Here is a 17,992-nt window from a genome sequence, read left to right on the forward strand (position 1 = left end):
GCTCTAGCCTCCGACTGCCGCAGCTCGCCGCGGCAGCTTCCAGCCCGGCCGGATGAAGTGGCAGGTATAGCCGTCAGGATAACGTTCGAGATAATCCTGATGCTCGGGCTCGGCCTCCCAGAACTCGCGCGCGGGCGCGACCTCGGTCACCACCTTGCCGGGCCACAGGCCGGACGCCTCGACGTCGGCGATGGTGTCTTCGGCAATCCGCTTCTGCTCCTCGCTGGTGTAGAAGATCGCCGACCGATAGCTCGTGCCGATATCGTTGCCCTGACGGTTGAGCGTGGTCGGATCATGGATCTGGAAGAAGAACTCCAGCATGGTCCGGAAGCTGGTCCTGGCCGGATCGAACACGATCTCGATCGCTTCGGCATGGCCTTCGTGATTGCGGTAGGTGGCGTTCTTGACGTGCCCACCGGTGTAACCGACGCGGGTGGAGATCACGCCCGGCTGCTTGCGGATCAGATCCTGCATGCCCCAGAAGCAGCCGCCGGCCAAAACTGCGCGTTCCGTCGTCATGTGATGTGCTCCCAATGATCGCTCAACAGCTTGTCCATCATATAGGCTTTCGGCCGCCCGGCCGAAAGCCGCGCGTTGACGCCCACGCGGTGGCCTGGACCGGATGGACCGGAAGCAGGCGCGCGCCCTAGACCAGCTTGGCGTCGAGCGTGATGGCGGCGTTGAGCACCTTGGACACCGGGCAGTTCTTCTCGGCCTCGCCGGCGAGCCGGGCGAAGCCGGCATCGTCGAGACCAGGCACTTTCGCCCGCAGAGTCAGCGCGGATTTGCTGATCTTGAAGCCCTTGCCCTCGGGCTCGAGCGTGACGGCGGCTTCGGTCGAGAGCTCGTCCGGCGTGAAACCCGCCATCTGCAGGCCGAAGGCGAGCGCCATGGTGAAGCAGCCGGCATGGGCCGCGGCGATCAACTCTTCGGGATTGGTGCCCTTCTCGTTCTCGAAGCGGGTCTTGAATGAATAGGGCGTCCCGGCAAGCACGCCGGATTCGCTCGACAGATGGCCTGTGCCATCGCGACCAGTGCCCTTCCAGACTGCTGTTGCCTTGCGGATCATCTAAAGGTCTCCTTGTTTGCCTAAACCGGATCGAACGCGCGGATCGGCGGTAGATTGCCGGTGAACTTCTCCACCTCGACGGTCGTCAACTGGCCGGTGCAGCCCTGCGCCAGGGACGAGGTGCCGACGTCGCGGGTCAGCACGTTCGGATTGCCGTGAACGCAGAGCGGCGCCTCGTCTTCCGGATCCATCGGATCGTACCACGCGCCGGTCGGCAGCTGAACCACGCCGCGCGCGATGCCCTCGGTGACGCGGACCGCGGCGAGGCACGCGCCGCGCGCGTTGAACAGGCGGATGATGTCGCCGTCCTTGATGCCGCGCGCCTGTGCATCGACCGGGTTCATGCGCGCGACCTCGCGGCCGCGATGCTTTGAGCCCAGCGAATGTCCGCCGAAATCGAGCTGGCTGTGCAGGCGCGTCACCGGCTGATTGGCGACGAGGAAGCACGGTGCCCCCGGCTTGGGAACATCGGTCTTGTCGAGCCAGACCGGATGTCCGGGACAATCCGCATCACCGTGCCCCGCGATCTTGGCCGAGTAGATCTCAATGCGTCCGCTCGGCGTCGGCAAAGCGTGATTGATGGGATCCTCGCGAAAGCGGCGTAGCCGGCCGCCGTCATCGGGCTGCTGCGGCACGACCAGGCTGCCGCGCGCCCAGAATTCTTCGAAGCTCGGCGCTTCGAGGCCGCGTTTGGCAAGCGATGCGCGGGTCGGCTCGTAGAGATGCTCCAGCCATTGCCGCGACGTCCGCCCTTCGGTGAACGGCTCGCGCGCCCCAAGACGCTCGGCGAGATCGGCGAAGATATCGTAATCGTCACGCGCGAGCCCAAACGGCTCGGCGATCCGGTGCATCGCGACCATCAGGGGATCGTTGGTGGAATAGCCGATGTCCTCGCGCTCCAGCGTCATCGTCGCGGGCAGCACGATATCGGCGTGGCGGGCGGTGGCGGTCCAGGCGAGCTCGTGCACGACCAGCGTGTCCACCTTCGCGAAGGCCTTGCGCAGGCGATTGATGTCCTGATGGTGATGGAACGGATTGCCGCCCGCCCAGTAGACCAGACGAATATCCGGATAGGTGCGCGTCTCGCCGTTGTAGCGATACGTGGTGCCGGGATTGAGCAGCATATCGGCGATGCGCGCCACCGGAATGAAATCGGCAACGCCGTTGCGGCCCTGCCCCAGCGTCGGTCCCGGCACGTCGTTGACGCGGCGGCCGTAATAGCCGATCGCACCCAGCGAATAGGCATAGCCGCCGCCGGGCAGGCCGATCTGGCCGAGGACCGCCGCCAGCACCATGCCCATCCACACCGGCTGCTCGCCATGCTCTGCGCGCTGCAGCGAATGGGAGACGGTGATGAGCGCGCGCTTTCCGGCGAGACGCCGCGCCAGCTTGCGGATCGCATCCGCACTGACGCCTGAGATCGCGGCGGCCCATTCGACATGCTTGGCTTGCCCGTCGCTCTCACCGTTGAGATATCGCAGGAAGATTGCCCAGCCCTCGGTGTAGCGGTCGAGGAAGGCCTGGTCGTGCAGCTTCTCACTGACCAGCGTATGGACGATGCCGAGCATCAGGGCGGTGTCGGTGCCGGGCACGCAACTCATCCATTCGGCGCCGGCCTCGACCGGCAGATCGTCGCGCAGCGGGCTGACCAGGATGAACTCGCAGCCGCGCGCCCGCGCCGCCGCCATGGCGCCGCGCTCGACATGCTTGCTGATCGAGCCGCCGGCCACCATGGAGTTCTTCAGCGCCATGCCGCCGAACGCCAACACGATGTCGGTCTCGGCCGCGATCTGCTCCCAGGTGACGTTGCGCTTGGTGATGTCCTCGTAGCCGGCCAGGATCTGCGGCAGCAGCATCGAGGACGCACCGGACGAATAGGTGTTGACCGAGCGCACATAGCCGCCCAACGCGATATTGAGGAAGCGATGCACCTGGCTCTGGGCGTGATGGAAGCGCCCGGCACTCGACCAGCCATAGGAGCCGCCGAACACGGCGCCGGGTCCGCGGTTGTCGCGAATGCGGCCAAGCTCGTCGCCGAGGAGATCCAGTGCCTTCTCCCAGCTGACGGAGACGAACTCGTCACGGCCGCGGCGATCGTCCGGGCCCGGCCCGCGCTCGAGCCAGCCGCGGCGGATTGCCGGCTGGGCGATGCGCGCCTGGTGGCGGAGCGCGCCCGGAAAATTGTCGATGATGCCGTTCGGATCGGGATCGCCCGCATAGGCCCTGACCTCCAACCCGGCCGCGCCCTGACGCGCGGAGAACACGCCCCAATGCGAGGTGTGCGGCTTGAAGCCGTCCGACAGGTCAAGACCGGGGTCGGGGAAGCCAATCGTATCGTCCATCTCTGATCCTTATTCCGGCGTCGTCGGCATGGGTGGTAATATACCGATCCGCTCCGGACGTCGTCGAGATCAGGGTTGACGGGAACGCTGACCTGCCCCGCGCAAAGCCAGCCTCAAGGCCGTTGACACTCCCGAGCGTCGTCGAGCGCGTCATGTCGCTCGTTTTGGCGCCGACGCTGCATCATCCACGTGCGCAGCAATCGACCAGCAGATTCCAGATCCGCTGCGTCTCTTCTCTCTTGTTCGCCTCCGGCACGTTCTCCGCGCTCGACCGATCGAACGCGGCGATGGTGTGGGGTTGGCGAGGCACGATCCACCGCTCCGAAATCGGGTCGTACCATTTGCCGATATTCTCAGTCACGTCGGTCGACTCACAGGTTGAAAGGCTCGGGCGATGCGCCCCGCGCGGTCCACGTTGGAGCCCGTGTGGCGCCGCCCGATTCACCAATCAGGAGATCGCATGTTCGTTCCCAGCCCGCCGGCGTCAGCCCGGCCGGGCCGGATGCAGCGTGCGCGGATGCCGCTCGTGCAGCAATCGCGCCAGCTCCTCACGCTCGGTGTCGCGGCCCTTCATCGCGGTCTCGAACAGTGCCTCCTGGATGTCGCGAGGCATGTCGCCCCATACGTCCATCGCCGCACGTCCGAGCAGGCCCACAAAATGATCCACTCCATCGCTCATTCGGCTCTCCCGATCTGCACACGGGAATGGAACAGCGGCGGCCGCTCCGCGTTCCACTGCCATCATTGTGAAAAGGAGACGTCTTTTATGGGATTCTTCACCAAGGACATCCAGTCGATGGAAGACCTGCTGCTGCACGGGCTCCAAGACATCCACTACGCGGAACAGCAGATCCTGAAGGCGCTGCCGAAGATGATCGACAAGGCCACCAACAGGGATCTCGTCGCCGGGCTGAAGGCGCATCTGGAAAAGACCAACAAGCAGGTCGAGCGCCTCGACAAGGTCTTCGCCAAGCTCGGCAAGGAGCCGAGCGGCACGCATTGCCCGGCCATCGACGGCCTGATCAAGGAAGCCGACGAGACCGCCGGCGAGATCGAGGACAAGGCCGTGCTGGACGCCGCGATCGTCGCCAACGCACAGGCGGTGGAGCATTACGAGATGTGCCGGTACGGCACGCTGATCGCCTGGGCGGAAGAGCTCGGCCACGACGACATCGTGCGCTTCCTCACCACCAATCTGAACGAAGAGAAGGCCGCCAACACCAAGCTGAACACGGTGGCCCTGCGCAAAGGCGTCAACGCCAAGGCGTCCAGCGCTGCGTGATTGAAAGCGACTGATTGAGAGTGGCGGCGCCGGTAGTGCGGTGCCGCCATGGTGATCGCCTGGATCAGATGAACGGCTTGCCGCCGGTGACGGGCAACGTCGCCCCCGACGTGTAGCTCGAAAGCGGATCGGCCAGCATGACATAGGCCGTCGCGAGCTCGGCCGGCTGGCCGGCGCGCTGCATGGGCACCTGCTTGCCGAAGTTCTTGACCCTTTCCTCCGACATGGTCGAGGGAATCAGCGGCGTCCAGATCGGCCCCGGGGCCACCGCATTGACCCGAATGCCCTTCCCGGCCAGCATCTGCGCAAGACCGCCAGTGAAATTCTGGATCGCACCCTTGGTCGTGGCGTAGGCCAGCAGGCTCGGATTCGGCATGTCGGAGTTCACCGAGGCCGTGTTGATGATCGCGGAGCCCGGCCGCATGTGGGGGACGGCGGCTTTGGCCAGATAGAACATGGCGTGGATGTTGATCTCGAATGTCCGCCGCCATTCGTCGTCGCTGATATCCGCGATGTCCTTGAACGTCGCCTGATGGGCAGCGTTGTTGACGAGGATGTCGATGCCGCCGAGCTCCTCGACGGTGCGACGCACGATGGCGCTGCAATGTTCGGGATTGCTGATATCGCCCGGGATCAGGACGGCCTTGCGTCCCTCCCGTTCGACCAGCGCCTTGACCTCGGCCGCATCCTCCTCCTCGTTCAAATAGGAGATGACGATATCCGCGCCTTCCCGCGCATAGGCGATCGCCACCGCGCGGCCGATGCCGCTGTCGCCGCCCGTGATGATGGCCTTCTTTCCGGCAAGACGGCCGGAGCCCTTGTAACTCTCCTCGCCATGATCCGGGCGCGGCTGCATGGCCCGCGTCGAGCCCGGCATCGGCTGCTGCTGCGCAGGATAAGGCGGCTTTGGATAATTGGTCATGGACAACTCCCGGCGTTTGCTGCGCTAACGGAGCGCCGCCGGAAGTGTTCCTGGCGTTGATTCCGTCATCGCACAGCGTGGCCGCACCCCAGAGATCCGATTACAGCGGCTTGCGGAACTCTCGGCTAGAAAAACTCCCGAGGATCGCTCACCATGGCGTCACCTTTGAGGACCATGTTGCGGAGAGCATCTTGAAACTCGCAGGTGTTTTAAGTGCGCTAAGATATCCCAAGCATCGGACACGGGCTTGACACCTGTAGCCAAATCGAACGAGCGGATTTTCGGTCTCCTGAGCGCAGCTGGCGTGTTCTGCATCTGGTCCGGCTTTCTCGTCTTCTCGAGGGCCGGCATGCAATCCGGCCTGACACCCTTCGATTTGACCGCACTTCGGTCCCTGGTCACCGGCGCCCTGGTTCTTCCGTTCGCCAAGGCCTGGTGGCCGCGCCACCTGCCGCTGCACGCAATCCTGTCGATGTCAATTTGTGGTCCCGGCGCGCTATAGAGCATTCTGATGTACTTTGGGTTGAAGGGGGCGTCGGCGGCATACGGGGGAGCGTTCGCCAACGGCTCGCTGCCGATCTTCACCATTCTGCTAGGATTGCTTGTCGCACGGCGCGTGCCGTCCCAGCGGCAACTCATTGCAGTTCTCATTCTGCTCGTCGGCGCAGTGCTCGTTGCCATTCCGGGCATGCGCGCCGGCGGCAACAGCGTGGCATCGGCCATCGGGTTCTTCCTCGCAGCGTGACGATGCCGCTTCCGTTCGGATTCGTCGCGTCTGTGCGCTCAGTGCTGCCGCTCGCTACCTACCTCGCAGACATTTCACGGGCGCCAGGCTGCGAGCATGTAGCGTATCGTCGAAACCTTCTGCAGGGCGGACCGCTAGATCAGATTGGTCATTCTCAGTAGAGCCTCGTACGGTATCCTTCTTCCATCGTCTTCTCGGCCTCTTCGACCGCGATGGCGACAGTCTGCTCGGCGATGATCCGGCCGAGCGTCGGGAAACTGTTGCGCTCGACCTGAGCAGCCGGATTCCAGAGCTTCGAGCGCATCAGCGCCTTGCCACAATGAAAATAGGTCTCCTCGACATGGATCTTCAGCCCGATGATTGGGACCACGTTCTGCACCGCGAGCGGCGTCAACAGCTCGGCATCCTGCGAGATCTCGGCGCGGCCATTGACGCGCAGGGTCTCGTTGATCCCCGGCACCAGGAAGATCAGGCCGATGCCAGGGGAAGCGATGATATTGCCGAAGGTGTCGACGCGGTTGTTGCCGCGCCGGTCCGGGATCAGCAGCGTCTTGTCGTCGAGCACGGCGACGAAGCCCGGCGCGTCGCCGCGCGGGCTTGCATCGGCATGACCGTTGCCGTCGCTGGTGGCAAGGACGAGGAACGGGGAAAGCGCGATGAAGTCGCGACAGAACCTGTCGAGATGGCTGAGAACCTTCTTCTCGGCGAGCGGGCTGAGCTGCCCGAAATGCGCGCGCAGATCCTCTTGCGTCTTGACCGGCGGCTTGCCGCCTGCACCCTGGCTGCCCATTCGCGAACCTCCCTTTTTGCGGTGAGTTTCCTTCTTTCGGCTAATTGGCCTCGATGCCGCACCAGCTCGCGGTGAACAGCGCAAGCGCCTTGGTGACGCGCTTGACCGAGGCGAGATCGACGCGCTCGTTGAAGCCGTGCGCGCCTTCCATCGTGGCGCCGAAGCAAAACGCAGGCACGCCGAAATCGAGACCATAGAAGCGCGCATCGGTCAGTGCGGTTGACGAGAAGCTGGTCAGCTTGCGGCCGAACACATGCTCGTAGACCGGAGCGAGAACCGCCTCGCTTTCCTGAATCTCCGTCGCCTCGTAGCCCGGCGACAGGAAGCCGGACCAGACGATCTCCGGCGGATTGTTGGCGAGGAATGGATGCGAGCGCGCCGCCTTGGCGACGAAATCCACGATCTCGGCCTGGGCGTCGGCGATCTTCCAGCCGGGCAGCACACCAATGCGGCAATCGACATCGCACCAGGCGGGCACACTGGAGGCCCAGTCACCGCCCTTGATGATTCCAGGATTGAAGTTGAGCGGATGCTCGACCGATTTGAACGAGGGGTGCGCCTTCGCGCGCTCGTTCCATTCGGCCTCGAGACCTTCGAGCTTCTGGATCAGGTGGATTGCAGCCTTGATCGCATTTGAGCCGGTGCCGGCGCGTGCGACATGGACTGGTATCCCGCGCACTTTCAGGCGGAACCAGATCACGCCGACCTGGGCACGCATCAGCTTCTCGTCGGTCGGTTCGGGCAGGATGCAGACATCGGCACGATAGCCGCGCTGAAGTGTGGAGAGCGCGCCGAGGCCGGTGCTCTCCTCCTCGATCACCGATTGCAGGTGGATGCGGCCCTTGGGCCTGTAGCCCGCGGCCTTGATCGCATCGAGCGCGTAGAGCGCCGAGATTGTACCGGACTTCATGTCGCCGGCGCCGCGACCATAGAGCCAACCGTTCTCGACCACCGGCTGAAACGGTGGCCGCTCCCACATGTCGAGCGGACCTGCCGGCACGACGTCGCAATGGCCCTGAAGGATCAGTGAGCGGCCCTCTTCCCTGGCCGGCCGGAAGGTGCCGACAACGGAGCGGGCACGCGAGAAGTCGGTCTCGACCGGCCCGTAGCCCGGCAGCGCCTTCAGATCGTCCTGGTTGATGACCCAGTCATCGACCTCGTAGCCGCGATCGCGCAACAGCTTTGCGAACATGTCCTGACAGGGCGCCTCCGCCGCGCGCGTGCTCGGGATCGCCGTGAACGCGATCGTGGTGTCGATCTGCTCGTCGAAGGCGGCATCCACAGCGGCCTCGATGCGCTCGCGCGCGCCGGCTGGAAGGGGACGGCTGTCGGTCATGAACTCATCCTTGCTGTCGCTAGTGTGCCGGTCACGCTGGCAAAGCCCGGTTGGTCGAAGAAATCGCGGCCCGGGATCGCATCGAGCAGCTCGCGTGTGTAGGCAGCTTGAGGGGCCGTGAAAACGTCCGCGGTCGCGCCCTCTTCAACGATGCGCCCCTTCTGGAGCACGATGACGCGGTCGGCGATCTCCGCGGCGATCCGCAGGTCGTGGGTGATGAAGATCATGGCGAGCTTCATCTCCTGACGGAGCTCGGCAAGCAGCGCCAGCACCTGAGCCTGGACGGAAACGTCGAGCGCCGACACGGCTTCGTCGGCGATGAGCACGCGCGGCTTGAGTGCCAGTGCGCGCGCAATACAGATGCGCTGGCGCTGGCCCCCAGAGAATTCGTGGGGATAACGATCGGCGGCGACGGCGTTGAGGCCAACTCGCACCAGCAGCTTTCTCGCCTGCTCCATCGCTTCCGTGCGCGACGTGCCAAAGGCCATTGGTCCGCGCGCAATGGCATCGCCGACCTTCTGGCGCGGATCGAGGCTCGCAAACGGATCCTGGAACACGATCTGGAGCTGTTTTCGCGCCTGGCGGAGCGCCTCGCCGCGGAGCTGGCGCAGATCCTGGCCGTTGAAGCGGATGGCACCGCCATCCGGCTCGGTCAGACGCATGATCATGCGCCCGAGCGTCGACTTGCCGGACCCGGATTCGCCGACGACGGCGAGCGTCTCGCCCTCGTACAAGGTCAGCGAGATGCCGTCGGCCGCGACGACCTCGCGCGGCGGCTGCAACAGGCCGCGCTTGACCCGGAATGCCTTCTCAAGACCGATGACTTCGAGCAGCGGTGTAGGATGGACCGCGGTGCGGCGGATCTCGTCGAGCCGCGCCTTCGGAACGGCATCGATCAACTCGCGGGTGTAGTCAGCCTTAGGACTGCGCAGGACTTCCTCGACCGTCCCCTGCTCCACCACCTTGCCGTGACGAAGCACCACGACGCGGTCGGCGACATCGGCAACGACGCCAAAATCATGGGTGATCAACAGCACGCCCATGCCGCGGTCGCGTCGGAGATCGTCGATCAGGCGCAGGATCTGACGCTGGGTGGTGACGTCGAGCGCTGTGGTCGGCTCGTCAGCGACCAGGAGTGCCGGACGGTTGGCCATCGCCATCGCGATCATGACGCGCTGGCGCTGGCCGCCGGACAGCTCGAACGGATAGCTCTTCTCAAGCAGCTTTGGATTTGGCAGCCCGACCTGCGTCAGGAGCTGCTGCACGCGTTCGTGCACCTCAATTGTCGACGGCATCGGCTTCTGATGGGTGAGGATCATCTCCTCGATCTGCCTGCCAACCCGCTTGAGCGGGTTCAGCGAGGATAACGGCTCCTGAAAGATCATCGCGGCTTCGCCGCCGCGCAGGCGGCGCAGCGCCTGCCGGTCGAGCTTTGCCGGATCTTGTCCTGCGACAGTCACGGCGCCCGCGGCAATATTGACGCTCTTCGGCAGCAGCGACAGCACCGCATGGGCGATCATCGACTTGCCCGAGCCGGACTCGCCGACGAGACAGACGACCTCGTTGGGCTTGACCTCGAAGGAGACGTTCTCGACCGCGAACGGGCGATCGCCGCCTTCGGGCAGCGCGATCGAGAGCCCCTCGACCGACAGAACGGGTGCCTTGGCTTGCACGGCGTCGCTCATGACCGGCGCCTCGATACACGCGGATTGAGCACATCGGAGAGACCTTCGCCGAACAGGTTGATGGCAAGCACGGTGATGAGGATCGCGAGCCCCGGAAACACGCTCATCCACCAGGCATTACGGATGACGGTGCGGCCAGCTCCGATCATGAAACCCCAGGACATCAGATTGGGATCGCCGAGGCCCAGGAAGGACAACGCGCTTTCGAGCAGGATGGCGGTGGCGACCGTCAGGGAGGTCACGACCAGGATCGGCGAGATCGCATTGGGCAGGATATGGCCGAGCACGATCTGCAAGGTGCTCTCGCCCTGGCACAGCGCGGCTTCGACGAACTCACGATTGCGCAGGCGCAGGAACTCGGCGCGGGTGAGGCGCGCCAGCGGCGGCCAGCTCACGGCGCCGATGGTCAGGATGATCGTCAGCAGCGACGGGTTGAAGGTCGCGACCAAGAGGATCGCGAGCACGAAAGCGGGGATGGTCTGGAACAGCTCGGTCACCCGCATCAGCACGAGATCGACCTTGCCGCCGAAATAGCCGGAAATTGCGCCGATCGTGACGCCGATCACCATCGCCGCCATGGCCGAGGCGATGCCGATGACGAGCGACACGCGGGCACCATAGGCGACGCCGGCCGCAACGTCGCGGCCGAGCGTGTCGCCGCCGAGCAGCAGGCCGTCCTCGCCGGGCGGCGTGAACGGCGCGCTGACCATTTCCCAGGGCGAGACCGGAAAGACGGTGGGCGCGATGAGCGCGATGACGACCACGACAAGCAGCACGACGAGGCCGACCATGCCGCTAGGATGACGCAGGAAGGCGCGAACCGCATCCATCACGCAGCTCCTGTCGTCATGCGGGGATCGATCAGCCTGTAGATCAGGTCGGTCAGCAGATTGAGCACGATGACCACGATCGACAGAATGAGAAAAATGCCGAGCAGCACGGGATAATCACGCTGGAGCAGCGCATCGAAGGTCAGCCGGCCGAGACCCGGCCAGGCGAACACCGTCTCGATGACCACGGCGCCGCCGACCAGCGCGCCGGCCTGCATGCCGGCGACGGTGACGACGGGCACCAGCGCGTTGCGCAGCATGTGGCCGACCACAATGCTGGGCCCGGACAGGCCCTTTGCGCGCGCGGTCTTGATGAAGTCCTGCTGGGCGACCTCGATGATCGAGGACCGCATCAGCCGGGCATAGATCGCGAGATAGATCGCCGCCAGCGAGGTCACCGGCATGATCATGTGCTTGGCGATGTCGAGCGCATGCTCCAGCGGCGAGAGCTTGACGTTGATGGTCTCGTAACCGAACGGCGGCAGCCAGCCGAGTGTCACGGAGAAGACCAGCACCAGCATCAGCCCCAGCCAGAACACCGGCGTCGCATAAAGCACCAGCGACAGCACGGTGAAGACCGTATCGAGCACGCTGCCCGCCGCCAGCCCCGCGAGCGCGCCAAGGGTCGTGCCGATCAGCAGCGCGAGGCAGAAGGCCGTCACCGTCAACAGCAGCGTCGCCGGCAGCCGTTCCAGGATGAGATCGACCACCGCGCGGCGCTGGCGGTAGGAATAGCCGAGGTCGAGCCTGACGACGCGGCCGAGATAGCTTGCGAGCTGCACGGCGTAGGGCTTGTCGAGCCCATATTCCTTGCGCAGATCTTCCAGCAACTTCGGATCGGACGCGCCGGATTGGCCGGCCATGACCTGGGCGGGATCGCCAGGGGCGGCCCGCACCAGCACGAAGTTGAAAGTGGCGATGACGAGGATGACGGCGACGAGCTGGACAATCCGGCTCAGTGCCATCAGCCCGATCGTCGCCACGCTGCCGAGACGGATCACGATTTGTAGACCGACCCGAAGGTTTCGTGCGAGCCGATGCCGGTCGACACGATGTTCTTGAACGCCTTGTCGTAGATGATGGGATATTCGAGCTCCAGCGTCCAGGCGACCGGCACGTCCTCGACCAGGATCTGCTGCACCTTGGAATAAAGCTCCAGTCGCTTGGCCTCGTCGAGCGTGACCGCGGCCTCGTCGAAAAGCCTGTCGACCTCAGGGTTGGAATAGCCTTCGGTATTCGAGAACAGGATGCCTTTCTTGATGTTCGACGACACGTAAGTGCGGGAGACGCCGAGCGCGGGATCGCCGAGCTGGTAGAGCAGGTTTTGGGTCATCTCATAGTCCCAGTTGCCGACCTTCTCGGCCCAGCCGGCCATGTCGGTGCCGACGAGGACGAGATCAATGCCGACGCGGGCAAAACTCTGGCGGAAGAACTCGCCGGCGCGCTGATAGGATTCGCCGTAAGGCGGCACGATGTATTTGATCTCAGCGCGCTTGCCGTTGGTGTCGGGCTTCAGCCCCATCTCGTCGAGCAGCGCCTTGGCCTTGTCGATCGAATAGTCGTAGCGCTTGACCTTGCCGTCGTAGAATTTCGTCTTGGACGAGATCGGGCCGGTCGCGACCTTGGCGCTGCCGAAATAGACCCGCTTGGCGAGCGCATCGCGGTCGATCAAGTGCATCACCGCCTGCCGGAAGCGCTTGTCGTTCATCGGCGCGATGCGGTTGTTCATCTCGAGCCACTGGTGCGGCGCGAAATACTCATAGCCCTTGGTGGTGACTTCGAGGTTCTTCTGCGCCTTGAAGCGCTGCACGTCGAAGAACTCGACGTCGGTCCATTGCGCGAGTTGCACCGTGCCGTTCTCCAGCGCCAGCGCGCGCGATGCCGAATCCGGGATGATGCGGTAGATGATCTCATCCAGGTGCGGCTGGTCCTTCAGATAGTATCCTTCATGGCGCACCAGATGGACATGCGAGCCGCGCACCCATTCCTTCAGCTTGAATGGGCCGGTGCCGATCGCCTTGTCGTTCAGCGGGTTCTTGCGGTAGTCGGTGCCTTCATAGATGTGCTTTGGCACGATCGGCGCCGAAGTGCAGTCAAAGCAGCCGAGGAACGGCGCAAAGGGCTGCTTCAGCTTGAACACGACGGTGAGCGGATCGGGCGCCTCGGCCGAAGCGACGCGCGCAAAATTCTGCCGCGCGCGCGGATGCGTCTCGGTCAACACCTTCATGCAGCTGAACACGACGTCCTCGGACGTCATCGGCTTGCCGTCGTGGAAGGTGATGTTGGGAAACAGCTTGAACGTATAGGTCAGCCCGTCCGGCGAAATCTCCCAGGACTGCGCCATGCCCGGCATCGGCTTGAGGTCAGCGCCATATTTGAGAAGACTCTCGTAGATCTTGCCGCCGAGCGTCAGCGTCGGCTGCTGCTGGTTGAAGGCGGTGACCAGCAGCGGCGGCTCGGGCTGGATGATGGTGTTGAGTGTTCCACCGCGGGTCTGGCCGGCCGCTCGCGTGATGCCAAAGGGGATAGCGGCGCCGGCGGCCAGCATGGCCTGGGTGAATTCGCGTCTGTTCATCGAGCTCTCCGTGTCGCATATCGGCGTGAGAAGGACCTTGCCAGACGCCGTATTCGGCTTTGACGAATCTGGCCGGCGCGAGCATTGTTGCCAAACGCCCTGTCCCGCGCTACCTGATCGGGGACAAGAACCATCGCGATCGGGCCATATCTGGCCCGGAAGATGCATAAGAGCCTTGCAGAAAAGGACTTGGATCGGGAGTTCACGACACGTGAAAGTCGTAGCGCGGCGAGATGTGACTGGCGAATTGCGCACCTGCAGCAAACAGGAGGGCCCCGCAGCGGCCGCCAACTATGCCGGACAACTTCAGGCGATCGCGCGGCCGGTCGCCGCGATGACCGCAACTTATCCGAACGAGAGCACCAGCACGCGGCACGCGCATCGGCGCGACCAGTTCATCCTGCAGATCACCGGCGTCACGGCGATGATGACCGAGCGCGGTCATTTTGTGGTTCCACCCGGGCATGGTTTATGGATTCCGGCTGGCGTTGTACATCAGTCGCGCGCCTGGGGTGAAGTCGAGGCCCAGACGATCTATGTCACGCCTGATCGCCGACGAGGAACGTCGGAGACGTGCCGCCTGATTCGTGCATCCTCGCTCGTCGAAGCCCTGATGGACGAGGCGGTGCGGATGCCGCAGACCTACGACCAGGACGGACGCGACGGCAAGCTTCTCGAACTCCTGCTCGCCGAGATCTCACACATGCCGGAGGTGACGCTTCACGTGCAGGTGCCACCGGACCCCCGCCTTGCGGCGATCTGTAAGGCAGTGCTTGGCGACCCCTCCTCGGACCTCACGCTCGACGACTGGGCAGACAAATGCAGCCTCAGCCGGCGAACGCTGACGAGGCTGTTCCGCCGCGAGACCGGTCAGAGCTTTTCAGTGTGGCGACAACGCGTGCGGCTCCTGGAAGCTTTGGCACGCCTGGGCGCAGGCGAACCCGTCACATGCGTAGCGCTGGACGTGGGCTATGACAGCCCGAGCGCATTCGCCGCCATGTTTAAGCGCGAGCTAGGCGCTGCACCGCGGCATTATCTTCGCTGGACAGATCAAGAAGTCGTGCTGCGCTAGTCGCTAGCGACGACGCCGGTTCGTCGAGATGAAAGCCGCGCCGAGACAGCCATCTTGTAGTAAAGGTGGTCGCGCCAGCACGTGCGTTCGCCCGTAGCGGGGACCATCTTGCAGCAGAACCATGATGTGTCATCGCGTGCTGAAGCGTACAGGCGCCGTGATGGATCGCCTGGCGCCTGCCGAAGGTGCCGGTACCGGCGAGGCACGGTGCACCAGCGCGATCACCTCTCGGTCGAGTTCAGCTGAGCCTGCCGAACCGGCGAGGCTTGCGGAGAGCACATTGCCTCGAGGTCGTTCACTCCGTAGACGATGTCGTCCGATTGATCCATAGTATTGCAATCGAACGACTTGTGTTGCGCCTTCGCGTGCTTGCCGGCGCGGCGTCGAACTGCTGAAACAGCGTCCGGTGGTTCGGCGACATCGGGGGTAGAATGAATAGACTTTTCCGGCGAATGCGATGGTGTCGGAGCGGAAGTCGGTCGAGGAGGCTACGATGTTCGTCGGATTTGAGAAATAGCGGCGCGCGGCGGGCCAGAGGTACAGCAGTGATACGCGCCATGGTCCGACACGCAATTGTGCTGGCGGCGGCTTTTGCCGCTGCCTTAGCACCTGCCACATGCTTTGGCGAAAGCAGCAAGCCGTTGCCCGCCAAGGCGACGCAGGAATTGCCGGCCGAGCTGCTCGCGCTGCTCGAACAGAAGAAGATGCCGAAATATTCCCCTATCCTTGTGCGTCTTTTCAAGGACGAGGCAGAGCTCGAAGTCTGGAAGCAGGACACGGCCGGCCGTTTCCAATTGCTGAAGACCTATCCGATCTGCCGGTGGTCGGGCGATCTCGGGCCGAAATTGTACGAGGGCGACCGACAGGCTCCGGAAGGGTTTTATACAGTTACGCCTGAGTTGATGAACCCCAACTCCAATTTCTATCTCTCGATCAACCTCGGCTATCCGAACAGCTTCGACAGGGCAAACAAGCGAAACGGCAGCTTCCTCATGATCCACGGCGACTGCTGGTCGAGCGGTTGCTATGCCATGACGGACGAGCAGATCAGCGAGATTTATTCGCTGGCGCGTGACTCATTCCGCGGCGACCGAACATCGTTCCAGGTCCAGGCCTATCCGTTTCGCCTGACACCGGTGAATCTGGCGCGCCATCGAAACAATCCCAACCTGCCCTTCTGGGAAATGCTCAAGGTCGGCAACGATCATTTCGAGACGACACAACTCGAACCCAAAGTGGATGTGTGTAACCGCCGCTATGTGTTCGATGCGCAACCTTCCCCGAGTTCGCCGCACCCTCTCGTGTTCAATCCGATCGAGAAATGCCCTCCCTTTGTCGTCAATCCCGAAATCGCGCGAAGGGCGCTGGAAAAACGGCGCGCCGACGAGCGCGCGTACGCACAATTGCTTGAAGACAACGTGCCAGTTGCCCCGATCTACAGCGGATTCGACGGCGGAATGAACAAGGCTTTTCTCGCACGGTACCCGGGCAGGGTGACGCTTGCGAAAGTGATGCCATATGCATCCTACCTGCCGCAATTGCCACCGATCCCCTGGACCGACAATGATGGTTCGTTGACGAGCAAATGGTTTGGTACCTGGTCCTCCAGATCGTCTATGTGTGATACGGCGCGTGCCGGCTTCCCATCGCGCCAGTGCTGAACACCTGTTGCGACTCAACAGTCCAGAGTGTTGTCTCGCTCCCATTGGGTCAGATGGCGTGCGTAGTCGTTCCACTCCTCATGCTTCAGCTTGAGATAGGCGGGTACGAACTCCCCGAGATGATCCCGCAGCACGCTTGAATGTTCGACCGCTCGCAAGGCATCGAGCAGATTCATCGGGAGCCGCTTGGCCGAGGTCACGGTGTGCCTGAAGGTCTCGCGGAACCTGCGGAGGCCCGACCGATTGGCCGGGCGCATGCATTAGCAGCAATCGCTCTGTAGGTACGGCAATCGCTCTGGCGCAGCAGCAGACCCGATCCGCTAAATCATCGGCCGACATCCAAGCGGACGGAGAAAAACGATGATCTGGAAAAACATTGTCAGTCCTCGTGTGATCGCACCGGCTTCTGCGCGCTGGTCCGCAAAGTCTGTTTTTTTCTCGAAGGCGGCTGTGACCGTGTCCGACATCGCCAGCATTCTTCAGAACCTGTTTTTGGACCTACGCGATAGCTACCGGCCCGAGCTGCACTACATGCGTGGCCCTGGCCCGAAATGGCGGGCCAAGCATCAGCCTTGGCCAAAGTTCGCCGGACCAGAAGCGAACTGAGGTCCTGCGAACGGTACGCATCGGGGATGCTGCCGTCGGCAAGCTTTGTCGCAGAAACGGACAAGGCGGGAAGGATTCGGGAAAGACGCCCAAGTTGTCCTGCCCAAGAACTTTACCAACTCTAGATCACGAGGTCCCGTCCTGCCCAAGTTCCCCCGCGGCCTTGCCGGCTCCGCATCCATAGTCGCCGCCATGAAGACGGTTGCCGGCCTTCCGCCAAAGTCACGTGCGAGCTTTGCCAATGGCCGATGCGTTCGCGGCACCTATACCCCATCGGACCAGGCGAAGGAGATCACGAAATCCTGTAGCTTCACCAAGCCTTCGCGCCTCCTGGCGCGCTTCTCGGTGGCGGAAGGCCCAGACACCAACTACCTGTTATTGCGCGGATTCAGCTTCCGGCTTGGCAGCGATGGCGAGCGCTCGGATATTTTAACCCAGAGTGCCCCGGTTCATTTCGCGAGGACCCCCGACCAGATGCTGGCTTTCCTTCGAGCACGTACCCCAGGATCCGACGGCAAGCCGGATCTGGAAATGGTCGAGACATTTTCAGTTGCCAATCCCGAGACGCTGCATCAGGGGAGCTACATCGCCGCGCATCCGCCTGCCGTAAGCTTTGCCTCAACAACCTATTGGGGCGTGCACGCGTTTCCCGCGACCAATTCAAGAGGCGAGACAAGGTTCATCAAGTTCAAGGTCACGCCAGTCGGCGAACAGGCGGCGAGGCGCAGGGCCGCAGCCAACGCAAAACCCACCGAGCTGCTGCACGACCTCGAATCCCGGATCGCGGCTCGCGATATGAGGTTCAGTGTGATGGCGCTGCTGGACCGTCCGGGCGACCCGGTCATGGACGTGACCGTCCGATGGCCCGATGAGGACGGACGCGAAGCGGTACGGCTGGGAACGATCGTGATCACTGGTGTCGAAGAAAATGATGCCTGCGACGAACCCGTGTTCAATCCGGCAACTCTGGCCGAAGGAATCGGTCATCCGTTGGACGAGATGTTTGCGGTGCGTCGCGCCGCTTACGCTATCTCGCAGGCAACGCGTCGCTGAGCGAAAAGGCTTCTGCCGGGGCTC

The 17,992-nt window shown here is 63.4% G+C and carries 19 protein-coding genes and 1 pseudogene; 7 read left to right on the forward strand and 13 right to left on the reverse strand.

The window, feature by feature from the left end:
- Positions 1 to 3 precede the first annotated feature (3 nt).
- The 4 genes from msrA to I6F33_RS14250 all read right to left on the reverse strand — a co-directional run bounded on the left by msrA (position 4) and on the right by I6F33_RS14250 (position 4,090).
- Positions 4 to 519 (reverse strand): peptide-methionine (S)-S-oxide reductase MsrA, encoded by a 516-nt coding sequence (gene msrA, locus I6F33_RS14235; protein WP_036008049.1) that lies wholly within the window; start codon positions 517 to 519, stop codon positions 4 to 6.
- Positions 520 to 646: 127 nt separating this feature from the next.
- Positions 647 to 1,069 (reverse strand): OsmC family protein, encoded by a 423-nt coding sequence (locus I6F33_RS14240; protein WP_036029314.1) that lies wholly within the window; start codon positions 1,067 to 1,069, stop codon positions 647 to 649.
- A 20-nt stretch (positions 1,070 to 1,089) separates the two neighbouring features.
- The gene (locus I6F33_RS14245) at positions 1,090 to 3,411 is read right to left on the reverse strand and encodes a molybdopterin guanine dinucleotide-containing S/N-oxide reductase (RefSeq protein ID WP_225142990.1); all 2,322 of its coding nucleotides are present in this window, start codon (positions 3,409 to 3,411) and stop codon (positions 1,090 to 1,092) included.
- Positions 3,412 to 3,895: 484 nt separating this feature from the next.
- Positions 3,896 to 4,090: a hypothetical protein gene (locus tag I6F33_RS14250; protein ID WP_036029310.1), complete on the reverse strand. Its 195-nt coding sequence runs from the start codon at positions 4,088 to 4,090 to the stop codon at positions 3,896 to 3,898.
- Between the two features lie 87 nt (positions 4,091 to 4,177).
- On the opposite strand from I6F33_RS14250, the gene I6F33_RS14255 reads away from it, so the two are divergent.
- A complete protein-coding gene (locus I6F33_RS14255; RefSeq protein WP_225142992.1) occupies positions 4,178 to 4,693 on the forward strand; it encodes a ferritin-like domain-containing protein in 516 nt (171 codons plus the stop codon).
- Positions 4,694 to 4,757: 64 nt separating this feature from the next.
- On the opposite strand, the gene I6F33_RS14260 is transcribed toward I6F33_RS14255, so the two are convergent.
- A complete protein-coding gene (locus I6F33_RS14260) occupies positions 4,758 to 5,615 on the reverse strand; it encodes an SDR family oxidoreductase (protein WP_225142994.1) in 858 nt (285 codons plus the stop codon).
- Positions 5,616 to 5,862: 247 nt separating this feature from the next.
- Here I6F33_RS14260 and I6F33_RS14265 point away from each other — a divergent pair, with 247 nt between their 5' ends.
- Positions 5,863 to 6,117 (forward strand): EamA family transporter, encoded by a 255-nt coding sequence (locus tag I6F33_RS14265; protein WP_225142997.1) that lies wholly within the window; start codon positions 5,863 to 5,865, stop codon positions 6,115 to 6,117.
- A 9-nt stretch (positions 6,118 to 6,126) separates the two neighbouring features.
- Entirely contained in the window at positions 6,127 to 6,360 is a 234-nt protein-coding gene (locus tag I6F33_RS14270) for a hypothetical protein (RefSeq protein WP_036008072.1), read from the forward strand.
- Positions 6,361 to 6,514: 154 nt separating this feature from the next.
- Here the strand turns inward: I6F33_RS14270 and I6F33_RS14275 are convergent, their stop codons facing one another.
- Genes I6F33_RS14275 through I6F33_RS14300 form a run of 6 tightly spaced genes read right to left on the reverse strand, consistent with a single transcriptional unit; the run spans position 6,515 to position 13,576 of the window.
- A complete protein-coding gene (locus I6F33_RS14275) occupies positions 6,515 to 7,150 on the reverse strand; it encodes a pyridoxamine 5'-phosphate oxidase family protein (RefSeq protein ID WP_036029306.1) in 636 nt (211 codons plus the stop codon).
- A gap of 40 nt (positions 7,151 to 7,190) precedes the next feature.
- Entirely contained in the window at positions 7,191 to 8,486 is a 1,296-nt protein-coding gene (locus tag I6F33_RS14280; RefSeq protein WP_225142999.1) for an ArgE/DapE family deacylase, read from the reverse strand.
- A complete protein-coding gene (locus I6F33_RS14285) occupies positions 8,483 to 10,171 on the reverse strand; it encodes an ABC transporter ATP-binding protein (RefSeq protein ID WP_225143001.1) in 1,689 nt (562 codons plus the stop codon). Before I6F33_RS14285 ends, I6F33_RS14280 begins: the two co-directional genes overlap by 4 nt.
- Positions 10,168 to 11,001, reverse strand: a complete 834-nt coding sequence (locus I6F33_RS14290) for an ABC transporter permease (protein WP_225143003.1) — start codon at positions 10,999 to 11,001, stop codon at positions 10,168 to 10,170. Before I6F33_RS14290 ends, I6F33_RS14285 begins: the two co-directional genes overlap by 4 nt.
- Positions 11,001 to 12,002 (reverse strand): ABC transporter permease, encoded by a 1,002-nt coding sequence (locus tag I6F33_RS14295; protein WP_225143005.1) that lies wholly within the window; start codon positions 12,000 to 12,002, stop codon positions 11,001 to 11,003. The genes I6F33_RS14290 and I6F33_RS14295 overlap by 1 nt, the downstream gene beginning before the upstream one ends.
- Entirely contained in the window at positions 11,999 to 13,576 is a 1,578-nt protein-coding gene (locus tag I6F33_RS14300) for an ABC transporter substrate-binding protein (protein WP_225133261.1), read from the reverse strand. Before I6F33_RS14300 ends, I6F33_RS14295 begins: the two co-directional genes overlap by 4 nt.
- 211 nt (positions 13,577 to 13,787) lie before the next feature.
- On the opposite strand from I6F33_RS14300, the gene I6F33_RS14305 reads away from it, so the two are divergent.
- Positions 13,788 to 14,648, forward strand: a complete 861-nt coding sequence (locus I6F33_RS14305) for a helix-turn-helix domain-containing protein (protein ID WP_225143007.1) — start codon at positions 13,788 to 13,790, stop codon at positions 14,646 to 14,648.
- Between the two features lie 129 nt (positions 14,649 to 14,777).
- On the opposite strand, the gene I6F33_RS14310 is transcribed toward I6F33_RS14305, so the two are convergent.
- Positions 14,778 to 15,266: an energy transducer TonB gene (locus I6F33_RS14310; RefSeq protein WP_225143009.1), complete on the reverse strand. Its 489-nt coding sequence runs from the start codon at positions 15,264 to 15,266 to the stop codon at positions 14,778 to 14,780.
- Here I6F33_RS14310 and I6F33_RS14315 point away from each other — a divergent pair.
- Positions 15,206 to 16,309 carry a murein L,D-transpeptidase family protein gene (locus tag I6F33_RS14315; protein ID WP_249789893.1) on the forward strand — a complete coding sequence of 368 codons (1,104 nt, stop codon included), beginning with the start codon at positions 15,206 to 15,208 and terminating at the stop codon, positions 16,307 to 16,309. The two genes, I6F33_RS14310 and I6F33_RS14315, sit on opposite strands and share 61 nt — an antisense overlap.
- Positions 16,310 to 16,323: 14 nt before the next feature.
- Here the strand turns inward: I6F33_RS14315 and I6F33_RS14320 are convergent.
- A pseudogene (locus tag I6F33_RS14320) lies at positions 16,324 to 16,515 on the reverse strand (type III glutamate--ammonia ligase); the annotation flags it as partial.
- A 154-nt stretch (positions 16,516 to 16,669) separates the two neighbouring features.
- On the opposite strand from I6F33_RS14320, the gene I6F33_RS14325 reads away from it, so the two are divergent.
- Positions 16,670 to 16,915, forward strand: coding sequence for a hypothetical protein (locus I6F33_RS14325; protein ID WP_109142908.1), 246 nt, complete (start codon positions 16,670 to 16,672; stop codon positions 16,913 to 16,915).
- A gap of 192 nt (positions 16,916 to 17,107) precedes the next feature.
- Positions 17,108 to 17,968, forward strand: a complete 861-nt coding sequence (locus tag I6F33_RS14330; protein ID WP_225143011.1) for a catalase — start codon at positions 17,108 to 17,110, stop codon at positions 17,966 to 17,968.
- The last annotated feature ends 24 nt before the right edge of the window (positions 17,969 to 17,992 follow it).

This window comes from Bradyrhizobium sp. BRP20 (genome assembly GCF_020194215.1).
Taxonomy (GTDB): domain Bacteria; phylum Pseudomonadota; class Alphaproteobacteria; order Rhizobiales; family Xanthobacteraceae; genus Bradyrhizobium; species Bradyrhizobium yuanmingense.